The organism is Roseicyclus sediminis (assembly GCF_025515305.1).
GTDB classification, from domain to species: Bacteria; Pseudomonadota; Alphaproteobacteria; order Rhodobacterales; family Rhodobacteraceae; genus Roseibacterium; species Roseibacterium sediminis.
In genome coordinates this window covers 238292-260106 of sequence record NZ_JAOPHT010000002.1, presented here as the reverse complement: position 1 = coordinate 260106, position 21815 = coordinate 238292, and the positions used below count along the sequence as shown (strand labels likewise).

The window sequence follows — 21815 nt, the reverse complement described above, 5'->3', positions numbered from 1 at the left end:
CTCCCTGTCTGCGCCCGCATATCCGTGCCTCAAAGCGCTTTCAAATGGATATAGAGCCGGGCCGGGTTTTCAACCCGAAGGTGAAACACTCCCCATGTAAAACCTGTTTTCAGGTCAGTATTTTTGACCTATAATCCGGAAAAGCGCGAACCATGACCGGCAGGGAGGTGCCAAGATGGGTGTGCAGTCCGTTTCCCTCGAGGACCGTTTCGATCTTTCGAAATCTCCCGTTCTGCTGAACGGCACGCAGGCGCTCGTCCGCCTCATGCTGATGCAGAAGGAACGCGACAGGGCAGCGGGGCTGAACACCGCGGGCCTTGTCACCGGCTATCGCGGCTCTCCGCTCGGGGCTGTCGACATGCAGATGGCACGGGCACGAAAGCACCTCGATGCCTCCGACGTCGTGTTTCAGCCGGGGCTGAACGAAGACCTCGCGGCCACCGCGCTATGGGGCAGCCAGACTGCGGAGCTTCGGGGCGAGGGGAAGTTCGACGGCGTTTTCGGCCTCTGGTACGGCAAGGGGCCGGGCGTCGACCGCTCGGGCGACGTGTTCCGGCACGTGAACATGGCGGGCACGTCGAAAAATGGCGGCGTCCTCGTCGCGATGGGCGACGACCATACCGGGGAAAGCTCGACCACCTGCCATCAATCCGACTGGGCGCTCGTCGACGCGCACATGCCGGTCCTCAGCCCCGCGGGCGTGCAGGAGATTCTCGACTTCGGCCTCTATGGCTACGCGCTCAGCCGCTATGCCGGTGTCTGGGTGGGTCTCAAGACCATGAAGGACACCGTCGAGGCGACCGCCGTCGTCGACGGGCGTCCCGATCGCCTGTCCTTCGTCATCCCCGATTTTCCGATCCCCGAGGGCGGTCTGAACATCCGGCTCGGCGATCACTGGATCCCGCAGGAAGAGCGCCTGCTCGGCCACAAACGCTTCGCCGCGGAGGCGTTCGCCGCGGCGAACGGCATCGACCGGCGCGTTCACGGCAAAGCCGGCGCAAGGATCGGCTTCGTTGCCGCGGGCAAGAACTGGCTCGACCTCATGTCGGCGCTGTCGGCCCTCGGCATCGACGAAGCGGAGGCCGAGCGCCTCGGCGTCACGACCTACAAGGTCGGCCAGACCTGGCCGCTCGACATGAAGAGTTTCGCCGCCTGGGCCGAAGGGTTGGACCTGATCGTCGTCGTCGAGGAGAAGCGCAAGCTCATCGAAGTGCAGGTGAAGGAGGCGATCTTCGACGACCGTCGCGGGCGGCGCGTCTATGGCTACCGGAAGGGCGGCGGCGGCGAGATCCTCTTCCCGTCGCATTTCGCGCTGGACCCCGCCGACATCGCGGTGAAGCTCGGCCGCATCCTTATAGAAGAAGGCCGCGAGACCGAGGCGATCCGCGCCGGCATCGCCCGCGTGGAGGACGCCCGGCGCGCCGACAACGCGCCCGACCTGGCCGTCCGCACGCCCTGGTTCTGCTCCGGCTGTCCGCACAACACCTCCACCAAGGTGCCCGAGGACGCGCGCGCGGGCGCGGGCATCGGCTGTCATTTCATGGCGAAATGGATGGACCGCAACACCGAGGCCTATACCCACATGGGCGGCGAGGGCGCGAACTGGATCGGCGAGGCGCCGTTCTCGACGCGCAAGCACGTGTTCCAGAACCTTGGCGAAGGCACCTACAACCACTCCGGCATCATGGCGATCCGGGCCGCACTCGCCTCGAAGGCGAACATCACATACAAGATCCTCTTCAACGACGCCGTCGCCATGACCGGCGGGCAGCACAACGAGGGCGACCTCGACCCCGCCCGCATCGCGCGCGAGCTTCAGGCCATGGGCGTGGAGAACATCGCGCTGGTCTATGACCCGAAAGAGGAGATCGACTGGTCCCGCTATCCTTCGGGGCTGGAGCGGCACGAGCGCGACGACCTGATGCCGGTGCAGGAGAAGTACCAGGAAATCCCCGGCGTCTCGGCGATCATCTACGTGCAGACCTGCGCCGCCGAGAAGCGCCGCCGCCGCAAGCGCGGGACCTTCCCCGACCCCGACCGCCGCGTCTTCATCAACACCGATGTCTGCGAGGGATGCGGCGATTGCGGGGTCCAGTCGAACTGCGTCTCCATCGTGCCGGTCGAGACCGAGCTTGGCCGCAAGCGGGCGATCGACCAGTCGTCCTGCAACAAGGATTTCAGCTGTCTCAAGGGCTTCTGCCCCAGTTTCGTGACGCTGGAAGGGGCCACGATCCGCAAGCAGGCGACGGCGCAGGTGGATCTGTCGGGCCTGCCCGAGCCATCCCTGCCGGCGATCCAGGGCACGCATAACGTGCTGGTGACGGGGGTGGGCGGCACCGGCGTCGTGACCATCGGCGCGGTCATGGCGCAGGCGGCGCAGATCGACGGCAAGGGCGTCGGAATGATCGAGATGGCGGGCCTGGCGCAGAAGGGCGGGGCGGTCTGGATCCATCTGCGGCTGGCCGAACGCCCCGAGGATATCGGCGCGGTCCGCGTGGGCCTGGGCGAGGCGCATGCGGTGATCGGTGGCGACCTCGTGGTCACGGGGGGCGCCAAGACACTGGGCCTCATGCGCACCGGCCAGACCGGGGCCGCGGTCAACAGCCACGAGATCATCACCGGCGCCTTCACCCGCGACACCGAGTTCCGCATTCCCGGCCACGACCTCGAGATCGCGCTGCAGGCGCGGCTGCGCGACCGGCTCGCGCTGTTCGACGCGACGGAGCTGGCGCGGGTTCTGCTGGGCGATTCGATCTTCTCGAACATGATGGTCTTCGGCGCGGCCTGGCAGATGGGGCTCATCCCCCTCAGCCATGCCGCGATCCTGGAGGCGATCCGCCTGAACGGCGCCGCGGTCGAGAAGAACGCGCAGGCCTTCGAGATGGGCCGCTGGGCGGTGCTGAACCCCGAAGCCGCCCGGCGCCTGCCGACATCGGGCGTGGTCGAGAAACCCAAGACGCTGGAGGAGAAGATCGCCTTCCGCGCCGACCATCTCGCGGCCTACCAGGGCCGCAGGCTCGCCCGGCGATATCGCAAGCTGGTCGATGGCATCGGCGATCCCCGCCTGAAGGAGGCCGTGGCGAAGGGCTATCACAAGCTTCTGGCCTACAAGGACGAATACGAGGTCGCGCGGCTGCACCTTGCCACCGAGGAGAAGGCGCGCGCCGAGTTCGAGGGCGATTTCCGGATGAAGTTCCATCTCGCGCCGCCGCTCCTGCCCGGGCGTGACGCCGCGGGCCGTCCGAGGAAGCGCGAATTCGGGCCCTGGATGATGCGGCTCTACCCCGTGCTGGCGAAGATGAAGGCGCTGCGCGGCACGCCCTTCGACCCCTTCGGCTACAGCGCCGAGCGGCGGATGGAGCGCAAGCTGATCCGCCAGTACGAGGCCGACATGGCCGACATGCTGCCCAAGGCCGCGCCCGCGACGCTGGACGCGCTGGTGGCGCTGGCGGAACTGCCCCTGACGATCCGTGGCTTCGGCCCGGTGAAGGAGCGCAACGCGGAGAAGGCGGCGCGCCAGCGCGAGGATCTGATCGCGATGCTGCGCTCGGGCGGGGCGCCCCTGGCGCAGGCCGCCGAGTGAGACGCGCCGCGCGGGGCATCGAGCCCCGCACGGCGCCCGCTTTCGGCGGTGCGTATTTGGAGAAAGATGAAGAGCGGGGGCGCTATTCGTCGGGGCGGATGAGGCCGAGGCCGCGGAGGTAGATGCCGATCCCCGCCTCCAGCAGGTCCTCGGGCGAAAACGGCGTGTTGGCGCCGGGCCGTCCGCGGGCGAACAGCTCCACCACACCGTGGCTCATCGCCCAGATATGCGCCGAGAACATGGAGGGCGGCGGGCGCTTGCCCTCGGGGATATGCTCCGACAGCGCCTCGGCCGCGCGTTCGAGGACCGCGCGCGACTTCGCGGCCGCCGCGGCGAGTTCCGGCGTGGCATTGGCCGAAGTGCCGCTTTCGAACATCGCCATGTAGTGGCCGGGGTACTTCCGCGCGAAGGCGAGGTAGGCGCGGCCCGTCGCCTCGAAGGCGGTGAGCGCGGTCGGTTTGCCGTCGTTGTAGGCATAGGCCATGAGGTCGGCGAAGATCTCGTGGCCCTGGCGGGCGCATTCGGCGATCAGGTCCTCGCGCCCCTCGAAATGACGGTAGACCGCGGCGGGCGTCACCCCGGCATCCTTGGCCGCCTCCGACAGCGTGAAGCCCGTGGGGCCCTTCGCCTCGATCAGGCGCAGGGCGGCATCGACGAGGGCCTGCCGGAGATTGCCGTGATGATAGCCGCGTTTGGACATCCCGCTCAGGCGCCCGGGGTCGAATGGTCGGCCCACATCTCGGGGCCGCCGCAGATCGCGGGGTCGGGCCGTCCCACGACGGCATCGTCCTTCCCGTCGTACTCGAGCGGCGCGAGGATCGCGCGGATCACGGCGAGGCGGGCGCGGCGCTTGTCATCGGCACGGATCACCGTCCAGGGCGCGTGGGCCGTATGCCCCAGCGCGAGCGTCTCGGCGATGGCATCGGAATAGGCGTCCCATTTCGCGAGGCCGTCGACGTCGATCCGGCTGAGCTTCCACTGTTTCAGGAGGTCGTTCTCGCGGTCGAGGAAGCGGCGCAGCTGCTCGGCGCGGCCGACGTTGAGCCAGATCTTCGTCAGCCGGATCCCGTCATCGACCAGCATCTGCTCGAAGTCGGGCAGCTGGCGGAAGAAGGTGCGCCGGTCCTCGGCGGTGCAGAAGCCGAAGACATGCTCGACCACGCCCCGGTTGTACCACGAGCGGTCGAAGAGGCGGATCTCGCCGGCGGCGGGCAGGTGGTGGACGTAGCGCTGGAAATACCATTGCCCGGCCTCGCGTTCGGTCGGTTTCTGGAGCGCCACGACACCCGCGACGCGCGGGTTGAGGTTCTCGCGCACGCGCTTGATCGAGCCGCCCTTGCCGGCGGCGTCGCGGCCCTCGAACACGACCGCGATCCGCTGACCGCTGTCGCGGACCCAGGCGTGGAACTTCACCAGCTCCACCTGCAGCGCTTGAAGCTGATCCTCGTAATCGTCCTTGTCCATCCGTTTGCCGTACGGATAGCCGGCGTTGAGCACGACGTCCTTCTTCGCCGCCCGGATCGCGGCCCGGACGCTTTCGGGCGCCTCGTTTTCGAAGAAACGGCTGATGGCGCCGTCGAAGGGTTTCGGGTTGTCGGCAGACGCGCTCTTGGACATGGGACCTGCTTCCCTTTCCATGTGACAGAGGTTGACATTAGGCCGCGCGGGGGCGGTTCGCAATCGCGGCCGGTCAGAGCAGAAGCCCCGCACGCCGCGCGGCGCGGTCGATGGCGGCGTCCACCGCTTCGGGCACGGCGTGATGTGGCATGTGGCCGATCCCCGGCAGAGGCGTCAGCACCGCGCCCGGGATCTGCCGGGACAGCGGCTCGGAGTGGACGCGGAGCGGCACGGTATCGTCCGCGTCGCCATGCAGGATCTCGACGGGCACCGCGATCTCGCCATAGCGCGGCACCTGTCCGCGGATGTCCTCGAGCAGATTGGCCCGGTGAAGCGCATTGGCCCGCATCGACACCCGGCGCAGCGTGAGGCCCGCCCCGATATGGGCATGGTAGCCCTCGGGCGCGGTCTGCGGCAGGAAGACCCCGTCGATGGCATCGTCGACCACGCGGTCGGGCACCCAGGCCGTCAGGAGCGGAATGACGAAACGCTGGCCAAGCGGGTGGGAGAGCACCGTGTAGTAAAGCCCGAGCCCCGTGTCCCAGGGATTGGAGGCCGCCGCCGACAGGACCAGCGCCGACAGCCCCTCGGGGCGCGCGATCGCCCAGGCCAGCGCAACGGCGCCGCCGTAGGAATGGCCGAAGACGATGGGGCGCTCCGCCCCGAGTTCCGCGGCCGCCCGCGCGAGGAGATCGGCCTGCAGCGCCAGAGGGGCGCCCTTGGGATCGATCCGCTCGGTATAGCCGAGGCCCGGTCGGTCGAAGACGAAGACCCGGTAGCGCGCGGCGAGACGGTCGGCCATCGCATGGGTGAAATCGCGGGTGTTCCCGCTTGCGCCATGGATCAGGACGAGGTCGGGGCCCTGTCCGCGCATGACGTAGTGCACCCGGTGCCCGTCGATGGTGAGGAACTGCCCCTCGGGCGGCCAGTGCGCCTCGGCCTGGCGCTCGTGCCGCGCGGCTTTCCAGAGCGTGAGCGCAGCGAAGGCCACGACGGCCAGCGCGAGCCAGAGCAGGATCTTCACGTCTCGGCCCTGAGGTCGGTGCTCTTGGTGCCGATCTCGGCGATGTCGAAGGGCGTCGTCAGGTAGACCTCCGAGATCCAGTTGCCGTAGAGCAGGTGGGCATGGCTGCGCCAGCGGTTCGGCGGCTTGCGCGCGGGGTCGTCATCGGGGAAATAGTTGACCGGCATGGCAATCTGGGCGCCCTCGACCTGCACGCTGTCGAGGTCGCGGCGGTACTCCTCGTTCAGGGTCCCGCTGTCGTATTCGAGGTGGTTGAAGATGTAGAGCGCACGGTGCGCGGGATCTTCCACCAGAGCGGGTCCGACCGCCTCGGAATGCAGCAGGACCGGCAGGCCCGCCGCCTCGATCTCGTCGCGGCGCATCTCGGTCCAGCGGCTGACCGGCATCACCAGATCGTCGGAAAATCCCCTGAGATAAGGGCGTTCCGGGGCGAGGTTCATGTGCCGGTAGCAGCCGAACAGCTTTTGCGGCAGCAGGTGTTTCTTCACCCCGTGGAAATGGTGGATCATCGCCATCCCGCCCCAGCAGACGCCGAAGGTGGAATGCACATGGCCCTGCGTCCAGTCGAAGACGCGGGTCAGCTCGTCCCAGTAGGTCACGTCCTCGAATTCGAGATGCTCGATCGGCGCGCCCGTGATGATCAGTCCGTCGAACTTCTCTCCGGTCTCCTCGACCTCGCGGAAGGGGCGGTAGAACTCCTCCATGTGGTCGGCGGCGGTGTTCTTCGTCTCGTGATCGCTCATCCGGATCAGCGACAGCTCGACCTGGAGGGGCGTCGCCCCGATCAGGCGGGCGAACTGCGTCTCGGTCTGGATCTTCTTCGGCATCAGGTTCAGCAGGCCGATGCGCAGCGGACGGATATCCTGCCGGTCGGCCGCGCTCCGTCCCATCACCATCACGCCCTCGGAACGGAGGACCTGGAAGGCGGGCAGGGTCGAGGGCAGGCGGATCGGCATGTCGCGTCGGGCTCCGGTTGGGAAGGGGTGACCTAGGCGCTGGCGCCCTGCCTGCCAAGGGCCGCGGCGACCATCGCGACCGCATCGGCGGCATCGCGGACCGAGGCGACTTCGGCGGCGGTGACCGTCACGCCCCAGTTGCGCGCCATCGCGGCGTAAAGCGGCGCCCGGTGGGCCAGCGCCTTGGCATAGGCGAAACGGACGAAATCGTCAGGATCCACGCCGTCGGGCGTGACCCCATGCTCGTCGAGATAGGACTGCCACAGCGGCAGGAGGAAATCGGGCCGGTAATACATCGGCTTCGGGGCCGCGTCGAAGCGGCGGATGAGGTCGGCGGCGTGTTCCTCCGTCCCTTCGATCCAGACGAGAAGCGTATGGGCAGACAGCGTCCTCAGCACCTCGTCGGCGGGATCGTCGGGGTCGACGACTTCGCAGATCGAGCCGCCGGTATCGCAGATCACGTGCGGATAGCCGTAGAGATCGCGCGCCCGCGCGATGAAGGACGGCGTGTCCAGAAGCGCGTTGATCTCCGCCCGGCGATGCAGGTTCTGCCGGCGCATGTATTCCTCGAAGGGCAGGCCGTCCTTGTTCGGGTCGCCCGGCTTGCCGAGGAACGTGGACAGGGGGGCGAGGTTCCCGAAGGTGATGTTCGAGCCGATATAGATCGAATCCGAGCGCAGGAGATCCGCGAGGAAGGGCACCCGCATCGCCTGCCGCTTGAGGTTGTCGGTGATGTGCTCGCCCATGTAGGCGGTGCCGATGCGGTAGTCGATCGAGTAGTGGAACCAGTCGCCCTGGTCCCGCATCAGGCTCGCGAGCCGCGTCTTGCCGAGGCCCGACATCCCGAAGACCGCAAGCCGCTTCTCGGACGCGGTGAGCCAGGCGTCGGGGCTGTCGTAGAGAAGGGGCATGGGCTTCGGTCCAGGCGAGAGGGCGTGATCCCGATTTCTCTAGCGCAGGGCGGGGCAGGGCGAAAGCCCGCCCCTCGGCCGGGCGGTTGCCGATGTGGAAAACGTGGCGGGAAATCCGGCCTTTCCGGCCTGCGCATTCACCTGGGAGTGAGCACGGTCACCCCGATGTTGCCCGCCCGCGCAAGTTCGGGGTCGAGCGTCATCGGCACGTATTCCCCGCGCCGCCACAACTCGCCCAGGTCGTCGTAGTGCCGGCTCAGCGGATGGCCGGACTGCCCCGTCGAGATGATGAAGACCGAACTGTCGGGGTCGGCGAAGTCGTAGACGCCCCGGTAGCCCGCCGCGTGGATGTTGGCGTAGGGGTCCGGCCCTTCCGCCGCGATCTGCCCCCGCTGGAGGGTGAAATCCCCGCCCGAGGTCGGCTGCCGGATGTTCACGATCCACGAAAACAGACGCGTGTCGCCCAGGACAGGGTGATCGTGGTGGGCCTCGTGCGCCGCACCCCAGCGCCAGCTTTCGACATCGGTCCCGTATCGCTCGACCAGTTCCTGCAGCGCGTCGTCCAGCGCGAGACGTGCGATCTCGGTGCAGTTCTCGTCCGCCGTCGAGGGCGCCACGTCGCACCACTCCGCCGCCCCGTTCACGTCCCGGAACACGCGCTCGATGAAGACCGGTTCCAGCGCCCGGAATTCTTCGGCCAGGGGGCCGAGCTCGTCGCGGATCAGCCGCTGCTGAAGGGCCCGCATCCAGGCCACGTAGATCAGCGGCTCGGGCAGGTGCTCGTTCATCTCGCCGTTCCATTCGGCCAGCAGTTCGAGCGCGCGCTGGCGGCGGCGGTCGGGCGTGCCTTCCGGCGCCGCCTCCTCGATGAACCACAGGTCGCGCGCGACGAGCGGCAGGATGTTGCGGGCGGCAGCCGACACGGTATCGAGCTGCGCCTCGACGAAACTGTCGCGGGTATGGACCTGCCGGTCCTGCATCAGCCGCGTCAGGCGCGTGATGCGCTGCGTGTCGCCCCAGTCGAAGCTGACATGGAGGGGAAAGTCGCGGTCCACCGTCTTGTTGTTGGTGTTGCCCAGAAGCCCGCCCTCGGGATCGACGAAGCGGGGATTGGCGAAATACTGCGTCACGCCCAGCCAGCGGTTGTCCTCCACCCAGCCGGGCGAGGGCATCCGCGCCAGGGTCTGGTGGCGGGTCGAGCGCCAAGGCATGTGGCCGATGACCTGCATCGCGATGCGCCCGTCGGCATCGGCCAGCATGAGGTTCTGCGACGGCGCGACAAAGTCCTCGCCCGCCGCAAGCGCCTCCTCGATCGTGGTCGCGCGCATCAGCTTGAAGCCCATCTGGATCGAGGTGTTGCGGTCGGTCAGGGCGGTCCAGGCCATGCTCATGACATGGCCGGGCGGGGTCACGGCGGCGAAATCGAAATGACTGCCCGGGATGACGGGGCCGTTTTCCGTCCGCCGCAGGGTGATCGTCACCGGCGCTTCGCCGGCCACGTCGATGATCTCGCGGCGGGTCTCGAACGTGGCCCAGCCATCGGGCGTACGATACTCCTCGGGGTTCTCCGGGTTCAGCTCCTCGACGTAGAGGTCGATATCGTCGAGGTAGGAGGAGGTCAGCCCCCAGGCCAGCCTCTCGGACCGGCCGACGAGGACCATGGGCATTCCCGGGATCGTCCCACCGATCACACCGCCCGAGGACAGCTCGAGCCGCGCGAGATACCAAATCGACGGCGCGGTCAGGCCGAGATGGGGGTCGTTGGCCAGGATCGCGCCGCCCGCGGCCGATCGCGAGGCGGCGGCGGCGAACGCGTTCGATGCGCCCCCCCGTCCAAGCCCGAGATAGTTGGGATGGAGCGGATGGCGCGGCGTGGGGTCACTCGCGGCGAAGCGGGGCAGGGGCGCGTCGAAAAGGCTCGCATAGTCGGCCAGATCGGCCGCGCCTTCGCCCGGTGCGTCCGGCATCAGGTCGGCCAGCCGGTCGGCATCTCCGAGCGCGAGGGAAGCACGGGCGCGCAGCACCTCCTCCTCGTGGTGGGAGGCCAGTTGCAGCGCCATGACAAGCGTCACGGCGACGGAATCGGCCGGCCGCCAGGGTGCGATCTCGGGCTCGAATAGGAACAGCTCCGGCGCGCCGCGTCCCAGCGCCTCTTCGGCCACCAGCCCGATCCAGGCGTTGACGCCCGCCGAATAGGCCTCGAGCGCGGCAAGCGTTTCGGGCTCCAGCGCGTCGAGCGAGGCGCGGGCATGGCCATCGAGGTCGAGCCGCCTGAGAAGGTCGTCGGTCTGAAGTGTCGCCGGCCCGAAAATCTCGGACAGCCGGCCCTGTGCCGTCCGCCGCAGCATCAGCATCTGCCACAGGCGGTCCTGCGCATGAACGAAGCCCAGCCCGTAGAACACATCGGCATCGGTCGCCCCGAAGATATGCGGAACGGCCGCCGTGTTGCGCACGATCTCCACGGGTGCGGTGATCCCGCCGACCTGCCATTCGGCCTCGTAGTCGGGGATGGACCGCGATGCGATCCACCCGGCCACGGCGATGCCCGCCACGCAAAGCGCGACGGCAAGGGTCACCAGTCGCAGAAGCCAGCGCAGCAGGATGGCCATGACACCTCGGGGTCCGGGGACGATGCGCCCGATCTAACGGGCGTGCCCGGAAATGCAAGCCACCGCCGGCCGCGCGGAAATCACGGGAGGATGCGGGTGTATCGCGTGCCTTCGAGCGTGGCGCCGACGATGAGGCCGGCCTGCCCGTAGATCACCGCGATCACCGGATCGAGCAGCGCCGTCGTGTCCACCCCGAGCGTCGCGCCCGTGGCGTTGACGGCATAGCGCACGTCGGCGCCCGCCGACCAGCCGGGCGAATTGCGGAAGTTGCTCAGCGCCTCTTCGGTCATGAAAAAGAGCGTGTGGGAATACTGCTGCGCACCGATCTGCAGGCCGAAGGACCCCGAGGCGGCCGAGTAGTAGTCGACCGTGGTGCCGTTGATCCTGAGCGCGCCGCGCCCGTAGGAGCCGCCGAAGCCGAAACCGGCCTCGGTGACCAGCGGCATGACGAGCATGCCGGCGGCGTCCTGCACCAGCTGCCCGGTGCCGGGCACCTCCTGCACCATGAAGTCGAGGGCGGCATCGACGCGCGCGTCGATGCGCTGCCCGCCGCCGGAATTGAGACCGTTGCCGCATGCCGCCAGAAGCGGAAGGCTGCCGCCTGCGATGATGAAATTGCGCCGGGAAAGCCGTGTCATGGCTTGTCTGCCTCTCTGGTTGTCTTGCCTGTGCCTCAGCCGCCCGCGGTCGTTTCGCGCCGGGACTGTCTGGTGCCAGCATACGCAGGTCGAAGGCGCCTGTCACCCGGCATCGCTACAACTTCTGCGGTTTCCCGCCGATCGCACCGCAAGGGATGGGGTCGGCGGGCAAGATCAGCCCCGACAACGCCGGCCTTTCCGCCCGCGCCCGCCTCAGCCGTTCAGAAGCCGCGCCACCCGCGGCGCGAAGTAGGTCAGCACGCCGTCACAGCCCGCCCGCCGGAAGCACATGAGGCTTTCCAGCATCACGCGCTCGCCGTCGATCCAGCCATTCGCCGCCGCCGCCTCGATCATCGCGTATTCGCCCGAGACCTGGTAGGCATAGGTGGGCGCGCCGAAGGCCTCCTTCACGCGGGTCACCATGTCGAGATAAGGCTGGCCGGGCTTGACCATGACCATGTCCGCGCCCTCCATCAGATCGCGCTCGACACAGCGCAGCGCCTCGCGGGCATTGGCCGGGTCGATCTGGTAGGTCTTCTTGTCGCCCTTCAGCGCGCCCGATGCGCCGACCGCGTCGCGGAACGGCCCGTAATAGGCGCTGGCGAACTTCGCGGCATAGGACATGATCGTCACGTTCGTGTGCCCCTCGGCCTCGAGTGCGGTCCGGATCGCCCCGATCCGCCCGTCCATCATGTCCGAGGGCCCGAGGATGTCGGCGCCCGCGCGGGCCTGCTCCAGCGCCATCTTCACCAACGCCTCGACCGTCTCGTCGTTCACGATCACGCCGTCGCGCACGATCCCGTCATGCCCGTTGGCGTTGTACGGGTCGAGCGCGATGTCGGTCATGACCGCGATCTCCGGCACCGCGTCCTTGATCGCCCGGATCGCCCGGTTCGACAGGTTGTCGGGGTTCCAGGCTTCCTCGCAGAGTTCCGTCTTCAGCGACGGGTCGGTGTAGGGAAAAAGGCAGATCGCCGGGATGCCGAGGGACTGCGCCTCGCGCGCGGCCTCGACGATGCGGTCGACGGAGCGGCGCACCACGCCGGGCATCGAGATCACCGGCTCCTCGATCCCGCTGCCGTCGCGCACGAAGACCGGCCAGATGAGGTCGTTCACGCTCAGTTCGGTCTCGCGGACGAGGTTTCTCAGGCTCGCGCTCGCCCGGGTGCGGCGGAAACGCGTGGCGGGAAAGGTGGCCTGGGTGGCGGACATCTTCGATCTTTCGCTTGTTTTCCAGTGTTGTGGCAGGCATCTCTGCCGCCACGGGAACAGCCGTGACATGGCCCGGATGCCGCCGCAATACGGCAAAGCGTCCGGGGGTGCCTTTCGCCTCTGGCATCCCGCGGGACGCCAACCTATGGTGCCGCCCGTCAAGATACTGGCCTGCTAAAGGGACGGCAGCGGACGTGGATTTCCTCGATCTCGTGACGGAAGTGATCGACCTTAGGTCGTTCTCGAATCTCTGGTACTGGATCGTGCTCGCGATCCTGTGGTCGACCATGTCCCACTGGACGCTCGGCGTACCCTATCACGTCGTCGCCCGCGCCCGGCGCGGCGACGAGCGCGCGCGGCGCGACATGCAGGCGCTCGCCGAGATCAACGGCGCGCGAATCCTCGCGGTGACCGACGAGTCCGCGCCGGTGCTCGTCGGCATGGCGGCCTTCTTGACGACCGCGCTCGCCGTGACGGGCTGGGTCTACCGGGTTGAGTTCCTTCAGGCGGTGTTCCTGCTGCTCTTTCCCGCGCTCCTCGTCGGCGCGATCACGATCTCCACGGCGCGGCGGCTTCGGGCAAGCGGCTATTCCGACGTGGCGCGCCGGTTGCGCCTCCACCGGATGTATGTCCAGGGGCTCGGGGTTCTCTTCATCTTCCTGACGGCCTTCTGGGGCATGTACACCAACGTGACCGTGGGGCCCCTCGGCTGAGGGCGCTTGCCCTTGACACCGAACCCCGCGCGCGTAGGTGAGGCGACGCGATGGCAGACGCTTCCCAAACCCAGTCCGGTGGACCGACCCGCATCCTTGCGGGCGGCGCGCCCGAAGGCTTCGACGCCACCCTCGTGCTGGCCGAACTGGCGCGCGGCGAGGGGCCCGTCGTTCATGTCGCGCGCGACGACAAGCGCGCCGAGGCGATGGCCGGCGCGCTCGCCTTCTTCGATCCCGGCGTCGCGGTCCTGCGCTTTCCCGGCTGGGATTGCCTGCCCTATGACCGGGTTTCGCCGAACCCCGAGATATCGGCGGCCCGGATGGCGACGCTGGCCACGCTCGCCCGGGGGCTTTCTGGGCGCTTCGTCGTCCTGACGACGCTGAACGCCGCGACGCAGTACGTGCCCGCCCGCGAGCTTCTGGCGGCGTCCGCCTTTACGGCGACGGTCGGAGGGCGGATCGACGAGGGTGCGCTGAAGGGCTTTCTCGTGCGGATGGGCTTCACCCAGGCGCCCACGGTGACGGAGCCGGGCGATTACGCGGTACGGGGAGGGATCATCGACATCTGGCCGCCGGGCGAGGAGACGCCGGTGCGCCTCGATCTCTTCGGCGACGTGCTGGACGGCGCGCGCCGGTTCGATCCGGTCAGCCAGCGAACCACCGAAGCGCTGCAGCGTGTGGAGCTCGCGCCCGTCTCCGAGGTCATCCTCGACGATGCCGCGATCACGCGCTTTCGGCAGAATTACAGGATCGAGTTCGGCGCGGCCGGCACCGACGACCCGCTTTACGAAGCGATCAGCGCGGGCCGCAAGCATCAGGGCGCGGAGCACTGGCTGCCCTATTTCCACGACCGTCTGGAAACGCTGTTCGACTACCTTCCGGGGGCGACGGTGACCCTCGACGACCAGACCACGCCGCAGCGCATCGCGCGGTGGGACATGATCGCCGACCAGTACGACACCCGAAAGACCGCGCTGACCCAGAAGGGGCGGCTCGACACAGTCTACAAACCCGTGCCGCCGGGCGAGCTCTACCTCGACGAGGCGGCCTGGGATGCCTGCCTCGAGGGACGGCGTGTGGTGCAGTTCTCGCCGCTCAGGCAGGCGCCCGGACCGGGCGTCATCGACGCGGGCGGCCGTGTCGGGCGGGACTTCGCGCCGGAACGTCAAAGCGAGAAGTTGAACCTTTTCGGGGCACTGGCGGATCATGTTCGCGCGTCTCGCGGGGACAGCGCGGTGGTCGTGGCGTCCTGGTCCGAGGGCGCGCGCGAACGGCTGAAGGGCCTTTTGGAGGACCAGGGACTTTCCGATTTCGCCCTGATCGACGACGCGCGCGGCATATCCGGGGGCGGGTTCGCCGGCAAATCCGGTGCGGAAAAGCCGGCTTTCCCGCTGCCTCTCCACCTTGGCGTGTGGCCGCTGGAGCAGGGCTTCACCGGCAAGGGTCTGACCGTCATCTCCGAGCAGGACGTGCTTGGCGACCGGCTGATCCGGCGCACGCGCAAGACGAAGCGGGCCGAGAACTACCTGACCGAGGCGCAGACCCTGTCGCCCGGTGATCTCGTCGTTCATGTCGACCATGGGGTAGGACGCTACAAGGGGCTGGAAACCATCACCGCGATGGGCGCCCCCCATGAATGCCTCGCGCTGGAATATGCCGGCGGCGACCGCCTCTATCTTCCGGTCGAGAACATCGAACTGCTCAGCCGCTATGGCCATGACGAGGGGCTTCTCGACAGGCTCGGCGGCGGGGCCTGGCAGGCGAAGAAAGCCAAGCTCAAGGAACGCATCCGGCAGATCGCCGACAAGCTGATCCGCATTGCCGCCGAGCGTGAGCTGCGCTCGGCCCCGATCCTGGAGCCCCCCGGCGACATGTGGGAGGCCTTCTGCGCGCGCTTTCCCTACGAGGAGACGGACGACCAGCTGACCGCGATCGCCGACGTGCTGGAGGACCTCGAGCGCGGCCGGCCCATGGACCGTCTGATCGTGGGCGACGTAGGGTTCGGCAAGACCGAGGTCGCCATGCGCGCGGCCTTCGTCGCCGCCGCGCAGGGGTTGCAGGTCGCCGTCATCGCGCCCACGACGCTGCTGGCGCGTCAGCACGCCAAGACCTTCGCGGACCGTTTCCGGGGCTTCCCCGTCAACGTCCGGCAGCTCTCCCGTTTCGTCGGGCAGAAGGCGGCGGCCGACACGCGCAAGGGCCTCGCCGACGGGTCTGTCGATATCGTGGTCGGCACCCATGCGTTGCTGGCCAAGGGCATCCGCTTCCACAATCTCGGCCTGCTCGTCATCGACGAGGAGCAGCGCTTCGGCGTCGGCCACAAGGAACGGCTGAAGGAGATGCGTTCGGAGGTGCATGTCCTGACGCTCTCGGCCACGCCCATCCCGCGCACGCTGCAAATGTCGCTCTCGGGCGTGCGCGACCTCAGCATGATCGGCACGCCGCCCGTCGACCGGCTGGCGATCCGCACCTACGTGAGCGAGTTCGACGCGGTCACGATCCGCGAGGCGCTCCTGCGCGAGCATTACCGCGGAGGGCAGTCCTTCTACGTTGTGCCCCGGATCGAGGATGTGGCCGATGTGGAGGCCTTCCTGCGCGACCAGGTGCCCGAGGTGACCTTCGTCACCGCACATGGCCAGATGGCGGCGGGCGAACTCGACGATCGGATGAACGCCTTCTACGACGGCAAGTACGACGTGCTCCTGGCCACGACGATCGTGGAATCGGGCATCGACATTCCCACGGCCAACACCATGGTCATCCACCGCGCCGACATGTTCGGGCTGGCGCAGCTTTACCAGATCCGGGGGCGGGTGGGGCGCGCCAAGACCCGCGCCTATGCCTACCTGACCACCAAGCCACGGGGAAAACTGACGCCTGCAGCCGAGAAGCGTCTGCGCGTGCTGGGCTCGCTCGACAGTCTCGGCGCGGGCTTCACCATCGCCAGCCAGGATCTCGACATCCGCGGCGCCGGCAACATCGTGGGCGAGGAGCAGTCGGGCCATGTGCGGGAAGTGGGCTTCGAACTGTACCAGTCCATGCTGGAGGAGGCGATCGCCAAGATCCGCTCGGGCGAGGGCGAGGGACTGCCGGGCGACGACGGGCAATGGTCGCCGCAGATCAACCTCGGCGTGCCTGTCCTCATCCCCGAGGATTACGTGCCGGACCTCGACGTGCGGCTCGGCCTCTACCGGCGGCTCAGCCAGCTGGAGACGAAGGTGGACCTCGAGGGGTTCGCGGCCGAGCTGATCGACCGCTTCGGCACGCTGCCGCGCGAGGTGAACACGCTGCTCCTGGTGGTGCGTATCAAGGCGATGTGCAAGCGCGCCCACATCGCCAAGCTGGACGCAGGCCCCAAGGGCGCGACGATCCAGTTCCACATGGACAAGTTTCCCAATCCCGCCGGCCTCGTGGAGTTCGTGCAGGAGCAGAAGGGATTGGCCAAGGTCAGGGACAACAAGATCGTCGTGCGCCGCGACTGGACCGGCGAGGCCGACAAGATCAAGGGCGCCTTCGCCATCGCCCGCGATCTCGCGCAACATGCAGCCACGCAGAAAACCTAGCCGGGATTGGCCGCGCCCGCATTTTGCGATAAAGGCCGGTGCAGGGAACGCGCGCAAGACGTGGGGTTGGAACCATGAGCAGAACCACCGCCGAGGGCGCGACTGAAACGTCCGTCCGGGCCGGACGTCCGGGGGACGCGCCGCGCCGCATGCCGAAATGGGGCTGGTACGCCTTTCTCTTCTTCTCGTTCCTGTCGGCCGTCTCGGCCTTCAAGTTCGTGCCCGCGGGCCTCTGGTACGGGTTTTTCCCGTCGCTGCAGGACGGTTTGCCGACCGCCTGGTGGGCCTTCGTGGACGAGGGCATCCGCCGCGGCGCCGACCATGTCGCGCATCACATCGCCAACGTGGGCGGAACGCTTGCCGTGCACATGATCTTCGGCGGCCTCGCCGTTCTTCTCATCCCCCTGCAGGTCAGCCGGATGTGGCGGCGCGGCGACCGGCGCAAGCACGTCTATCTGGGCTGGGCGTTGGTCCCGATCGTGGCGATCGCGGCGCTGACGACGCCGCCGATCTCGTTCAACATGGACTACCCGATGTGGTCCGAGATCGGCTTCGCGCTCGGCTCGGTCGCTTGGTTCGTCGCCCTCGTCATGGGCATCTGGTGGATCAGGAAGGGCGACCGCGAACGCCACCGCCGCTGGATGGTGATGATGGCCGCGCTCTGCTTCGGCGCCGTCAGCTTCCGCCTGCAACTGCCCATCGGGCGGCTGTTCTTCGAGGAAGACGTGATCTTCCCCTATATCGGCTGGACCTGCTGGGTGCCGAATGTCCTGGTGGTCGCCTGGTGGTGGAGCCGGGACGTTTCCCGCACGGCGCGCGGCAGTCAGGTGGCGGCCGCCCCGGCGGAGTGAGCGTCAGGCGTCCACGCCCTCGCGTGGCATCCGGATCATGATGAGCCCCGCAAGGCTGAGCGATATGCCGACGCCAAGCGCGACGGGCACGGCCGTGCCGTCATAAAGCTGCCCGATCATCGCACCGCCGATCGCTCCGCCGACCGTCGCCAGCGACCCCATGATCGACGAGGCCATTCCCGCGATATGCCCCAGGGGCTCCAGCGCCAGCGCGTTGAGGTTGCCGATCGTGAAGGCCGCGCTTGCGAAAACGGTGACGGCCCAAAGGAAATAGACCGGAAAGCCGCCGCCGGGCCCCGCTATGAGACCGAGCCAAAGCGCTGTCACGAAGGCAGACCCGGCCGAGAGCCAGAGCGCGCCGCGGATCATCGACCGCATCCCGTGCCGCATGACCAGAACGCCGTTCAGAGGGGCCGCTGGCGACGCCAGAAGCGCGATCAGCGCGAACCACAGGGGAAAGCTTTCGGCCCGTCCATAGGTCTGGTCGAAGACCTGCTGAATGGAACTGAGCGACCCGAAAAGGGCGGTGAATATCAGCGTCTGGACGACGATCGAGAATTGCATCTGCCGATGGGACAGCGCATCGCGCGCATCGGCCAGAAGCCGCGACACGGCCAGCGGACGGCGCGCGACAGGGGGGAGCGTTTCGGGTTGGCGGATCGTGAGCCAGCCGACGGAGACGACGGAAAAGACGAGGAACGCCACGAAGATCGACCGCCAGCCGAACCCGGCGATGATCGCCGCACCGATCAGGGGTGCCACGGCCGGAAAGAGCGTGAAGATCAGCATCGCGTAGGACACGATCTGCGCCATCGCGCGCCCCGAATAGAGGTCGCGCACCATCGCGAGCGCCACGACCCGCGGTCCGGCCGCACCGAGGCCCTGAAGGAGGCGCGCTGCCAAGAGCAGTTCGAGGCTTGGCGCGACGAGCGCGAGGCAGGCGCCGAGGACGTAGAGCGCGGCGCCCAGAAGGATCACGCGCTTGCGCCCGAGCGCATCCGACAACGGTCCCGCGATCAGCGTGCCGAGGCCCATCCCGAGCACGAAGCTCGTCAGGATCAACTGCGCGCGGTTGGCATCCTCGGGCGTGAGTTCGCCCGCGATCTCGGGCAGGGCCGGAAGCATCGCGTCGATGGAAAAGGCCACGGTCGCGAAGATCGTGCCCATGAGCGCGATGAACTCGCCGCGCGAGAGGCGGCGCGCCTCCGGCGGGGCCGTGATGTCCGACGGCGCGCTCACGAAAGGACCGGGGGGCGGCGGCGCGGGACCGCGCGCCCGGAATAGGCCAAAACCTCGAGACCGCAGGCTGTCATGTCGCGATCTCCCGCGATGCGAGTTCGTCGATGACCTGCGTCCAGAGTTCGGGCGGCTGTGCGCCCGTGACGACATGCTGCCGCGCCACGACGAAGCAGGGCACGCCCGTGACGCCCCGCGCCCGGGTGGTTCGGTCGCGCGCGACGATGTCGGCGGCATCGGCGTCGCCCTCCAGCAGCGCCGCGATCATGGCACCGTCAAGGCCCGCGCCTTCCGCGATCTCGCGTAGCGTCGCGGGGTCGCCTATGTCGCGCCCATCGACGAAATAGGCCCGGAAAAGCGCGATCGCCACCGGTGTCTGCCGTCCCTCGATCCCGGCCCAGTGGATCAGGCGATGCGCATCGAGCGTGGAGGGCGTGCGCTCGATCCGGTCGAGGTTGAGCGTGAGGCCAGCCCGCTCGGCATGTTCGAGAACCGGGGCATAGGCCCGCATCGCCCCTTCGCGCCCGCCGAACTTCAGCTCGAGATATTCGCGACGGTCGGCGCCGGCCCGCGGCATCTCGGGGTTCAGCATGAAAGGGTGCCACTCGACGGCGAAGGGATGGTCGGGCCGGGCCTCCATCGCGCGGGCGAGATTCGTCCAGCCGATATAGCACCAGGGACAGATCGGATCGGAGATGATGTCGAGCGGGATCATGGGCCGGACTTTCGCAGGATTTCGGAAAGCGCGCGCCGGTCGAGCTTGCCGTTCGGGGATCGGGGCAGGGCAGGAAGCCTGACATATGCCCTGGGTTGCTTGTATCGCGCCAATGCCGCCTCGGCCAGCGCGCGCAGCGTCACCTCCGAGGCGGCGCCGGAATGGGCCAGCGCGACGATCGTCGTATCGGGCGATGGGCTGAGGGCGAGGGCGGCGCAATCCTCCACGCCGGGAGCGCCGTGGAAGACCGCCTCGATCTCAAGGGGAGAGATGCGAAAGCCGCCCGCCGTGATCAGATCGTCGCGGCGGCCGTGGTAGAGGAAGGCGCCGTCGGCCCGCCGTTCCACCCTGTCGCCGGTTTCGAACCAGTCGCCGGCAAGCGGAAGGTCGAGCGTGCCGCCCTCGCTCCAGTAGCCCAGCATCAGGCCGGGATCGGACCGGTGGACGGCCAGCGTCCCGGTCTCGCCGTCGGGCATTTCCGCGTGCGCCTCGTCCAGCACCGCGAGGCGCCGGCCGGGCTGCGCGAAGCCGAGCGTGCCTTCGGGCGCGGGCCGCGCCGGAGAGCCGGACAGGAAGGTGGAGCATTCCGACATGCCGAGCGCCTCGTGGATTTCCGTTCCGGTCGCCTCCCGCCAGCGTGCGCGCAGCGTCTCGGGCAGCTTCTCGCCCCCGCTCAACCCGTGCCGGAGACGCGGCAGCGACAGGGGCGCATCCCCGGACAGAAGCTTGCGGAAGATGCCCGGCGCGGCCGCGAGGATCGTCACATCGTGGCGGCGCAGGAGCAGCGGCAGGGTGGCGGGCTCCACGCCCTCGGCCGGGATCAGCGCCGTCGCGCCCACCGACCAGGGATCGAGAAGGCCGGTGCCCAGCGTGTAGGTCCAGTTGAACGCGCCCGCGTGCAACAGGCGGTCATTCCGCGTCAGCCCGTACCAGCCCTCGTGCATCATCCGCCGGGCCCAGACCGCGCGGTGGGCATGCGCCACCGCCTTCGGCGCGCCCGAGGACCCCGAGGTGAAGACGAGGTAGGCGAGCCGGTCCGGAGATCCCGTCGCGAAGCCGGCGGGGGCATGGCCCATCATGGCCGCGAGGTCGCTCAGGACCGGCGCGTTCCCCCCGGGCAGGGCGATGCCCTTGCCCGCCAGCACGGCCGCGGGCGCGATCAGGCGGGCCAGCCGCGTCACCTCTCCCTCGGTCAGCCCGGCCGCCGTCGGCACCGGCACCAACCCCGCGGCCACGGCGCCCAGAAAGGCCACCGGGAAATCCACCGTGTTGCCGATCCGCAGGAGTAGCCGGTCCCCCGGCGCGAAGCCTTCCGAAAGGAGCGCGCCCGCCATCCCGAGCACCGCCTCCCGGAGCCGCCCGTAGCTCCAGCGCTCGGCCCGCGCCGGACCGAGGACGGCCAGCGCGACCTTGTCGGGCTCCCGCGCGCCGGCGGCCAGCACGTAGTCGGCGAGGTTGAAGGGATCGGGGCAGGGCGCGTCCATGGCCCCGGCCTATGCCTGCCCGGCGCCCGAGGCAAGACCGGCCCGTTGCGCCAGGGCCCCGGCACCGCTAAACGGCGGAACATGAAGGACGAACCGAGCCTCATCCGGCTTGCCCGTGCCTCGGGCGAGGACGAGACGCCGCCGACCCCGGTGGACCTCGCCGAACGTGTTCGCGCGCTCCGCAAGGACCGTGGCTGGACGCTGGAACAGGCGGCGAACGCGGCCGGCCTCGCGCGCTCGACCCTCTCCAAGATCGAGAACGCGCAGATGTCCCCGACCTACGAGGCGCTGAAGAAGCTCGCGCTCGGCCTCGGCATCACCGTGCCGCAGCTCTTCACGCCGCCCACCGGGGAACAGGTCAACGGACGCATGGCCGTGACCCGCGCCGGCGAGGGGCAGGCGCATCCGACCGCGACCTACGAACACGATCTTCTGGCCGGTGCGCTGACGCGCAAGTCGATGCTGCCCTACCGCGCCCGCATCCGCGCCCGCAGCTTCGAGGAATTCGACGGTTGGGTGAGGCATGACGGCGAGGAGTTCCTCTACGTCCTGACCGGCCGCGTTCGTCTGTTCACCGAGTTCTACGCCCCCGTCGATCTCGGGCGCGGCGACAGCACCTATTACGACGCGGCGATGGGCCACAACGTCGTGTCCATCTCCGAGGACGACGCGACGATCCTCTGGGTCACCTCGCTCGGCTGAC

16 protein-coding genes are annotated in these 21815 nt (G+C 68.5%); 5 read left to right on the top strand and 11 right to left on the bottom strand.

From position 1 onward, the window contains the following. Positions 1-175 precede the first annotated feature (175 nt). On the top strand, positions 176-3583 hold the full coding sequence (locus tag N8I71_RS03735) for an indolepyruvate ferredoxin oxidoreductase family protein (RefSeq protein WP_262876587.1): 3408 nt from the start codon (positions 176-178) through the stop codon (positions 3581-3583). Positions 3584-3665: 82 nt separating this feature from the next. Here the strand turns inward: N8I71_RS03735 and N8I71_RS03730 are convergent, their stop codons facing one another. The 8 genes from N8I71_RS03730 to hemB form a co-directional block, all read right to left on the bottom strand. Further along, positions 3666-4283: a TetR/AcrR family transcriptional regulator gene (locus N8I71_RS03730; RefSeq protein ID WP_262876586.1), complete on the bottom strand. Its 618-nt coding sequence runs from the start codon at positions 4281-4283 to the stop codon at positions 3666-3668. Positions 4284-4288: 5 nt separating this feature from the next. Continuing rightward, the gene (gene ppk2 / locus N8I71_RS03725; protein WP_262876585.1) at positions 4289-5200 is read right to left on the bottom strand and encodes a polyphosphate kinase 2; all 912 of its coding nucleotides are present in this window, start codon (positions 5198-5200) and stop codon (positions 4289-4291) included. A 73-nt stretch (positions 5201-5273) separates the two neighbouring features. Then, positions 5274-6224, bottom strand: a complete 951-nt coding sequence (locus tag N8I71_RS03720; protein ID WP_262876584.1) for an alpha/beta fold hydrolase — start codon at positions 6222-6224, stop codon at positions 5274-5276. Next, positions 6221-7180, bottom strand: coding sequence for a homoserine O-succinyltransferase (locus N8I71_RS03715; protein ID WP_262876583.1), 960 nt, complete (start codon positions 7178-7180; stop codon positions 6221-6223). Before N8I71_RS03715 ends, N8I71_RS03720 begins: the two co-directional genes overlap by 4 nt. Positions 7181-7212: 32 nt before the next feature. Then, the gene (locus N8I71_RS03710) at positions 7213-8091 is read right to left on the bottom strand and encodes an ATPase (RefSeq protein WP_262876582.1); all 879 of its coding nucleotides are present in this window, start codon (positions 8089-8091) and stop codon (positions 7213-7215) included. Between the two features lie 137 nt (positions 8092-8228). Further along, on the bottom strand, positions 8229-10700 hold the full coding sequence (locus tag N8I71_RS03705; RefSeq protein ID WP_262876581.1) for a penicillin acylase family protein: 2472 nt from the start codon (positions 10698-10700) through the stop codon (positions 8229-8231). An 80-nt stretch (positions 10701-10780) separates the two neighbouring features. Beyond that, positions 10781-11338, bottom strand: a complete 558-nt coding sequence (locus tag N8I71_RS03700) for a lipid-binding SYLF domain-containing protein (RefSeq protein WP_262876580.1) — start codon at positions 11336-11338, stop codon at positions 10781-10783. A gap of 213 nt (positions 11339-11551) precedes the next feature. Then, entirely contained in the window at positions 11552-12550 is a 999-nt protein-coding gene (gene hemB / locus N8I71_RS03695; RefSeq protein WP_262876579.1) for a porphobilinogen synthase, read from the bottom strand. 194 nt (positions 12551-12744) lie between these two features. Here hemB and N8I71_RS03690 point away from each other — a divergent pair, with 194 nt between their 5' ends. From N8I71_RS03690 to N8I71_RS03680, 3 genes are all read left to right on the top strand, one after another. After that, a complete protein-coding gene (locus tag N8I71_RS03690) occupies positions 12745-13263 on the top strand; it encodes a component of SufBCD complex (RefSeq protein WP_262876578.1) in 519 nt (172 codons plus the stop codon). 50 nt (positions 13264-13313) lie between these two features. Beyond that, entirely contained in the window at positions 13314-16826 is a 3513-nt protein-coding gene (mfd, locus tag N8I71_RS03685; RefSeq protein WP_262876577.1) for a transcription-repair coupling factor, read from the top strand. 74 nt (positions 16827-16900) lie between these two features. Continuing rightward, positions 16901-17677, top strand: coding sequence for a DUF2306 domain-containing protein (locus tag N8I71_RS03680; RefSeq protein WP_262876576.1), 777 nt, complete (start codon positions 16901-16903; stop codon positions 17675-17677). Between the two features lie 3 nt (positions 17678-17680). On the opposite strand, the gene N8I71_RS03675 is transcribed toward N8I71_RS03680, so the two are convergent. From N8I71_RS03675 to N8I71_RS03665, 3 genes are all read right to left on the bottom strand, one after another. Further along, the gene (locus N8I71_RS03675; protein ID WP_262876823.1) at positions 17681-18844 is read right to left on the bottom strand and encodes an MFS transporter; all 1164 of its coding nucleotides are present in this window, start codon (positions 18842-18844) and stop codon (positions 17681-17683) included. 142 nt (positions 18845-18986) lie between these two features. Beyond that, positions 18987-19628, bottom strand: a complete 642-nt coding sequence (locus N8I71_RS03670) for a DsbA family oxidoreductase (protein WP_262876575.1) — start codon at positions 19626-19628, stop codon at positions 18987-18989. Then, positions 19625-21112, bottom strand: a complete 1488-nt coding sequence (locus N8I71_RS03665) for a class I adenylate-forming enzyme family protein (protein ID WP_262876574.1) — start codon at positions 21110-21112, stop codon at positions 19625-19627. The genes N8I71_RS03670 and N8I71_RS03665 overlap by 4 nt, the downstream gene beginning before the upstream one ends. 81 nt (positions 21113-21193) lie before the next feature. Between N8I71_RS03665 and N8I71_RS03660 the strand changes: the two genes are divergently transcribed. Beyond that, positions 21194-21814: a helix-turn-helix domain-containing protein gene (locus tag N8I71_RS03660; protein WP_262876573.1), complete on the top strand. Its 621-nt coding sequence runs from the start codon at positions 21194-21196 to the stop codon at positions 21812-21814. The last annotated feature ends 1 nt before the right edge of the window (position 21815 follow it).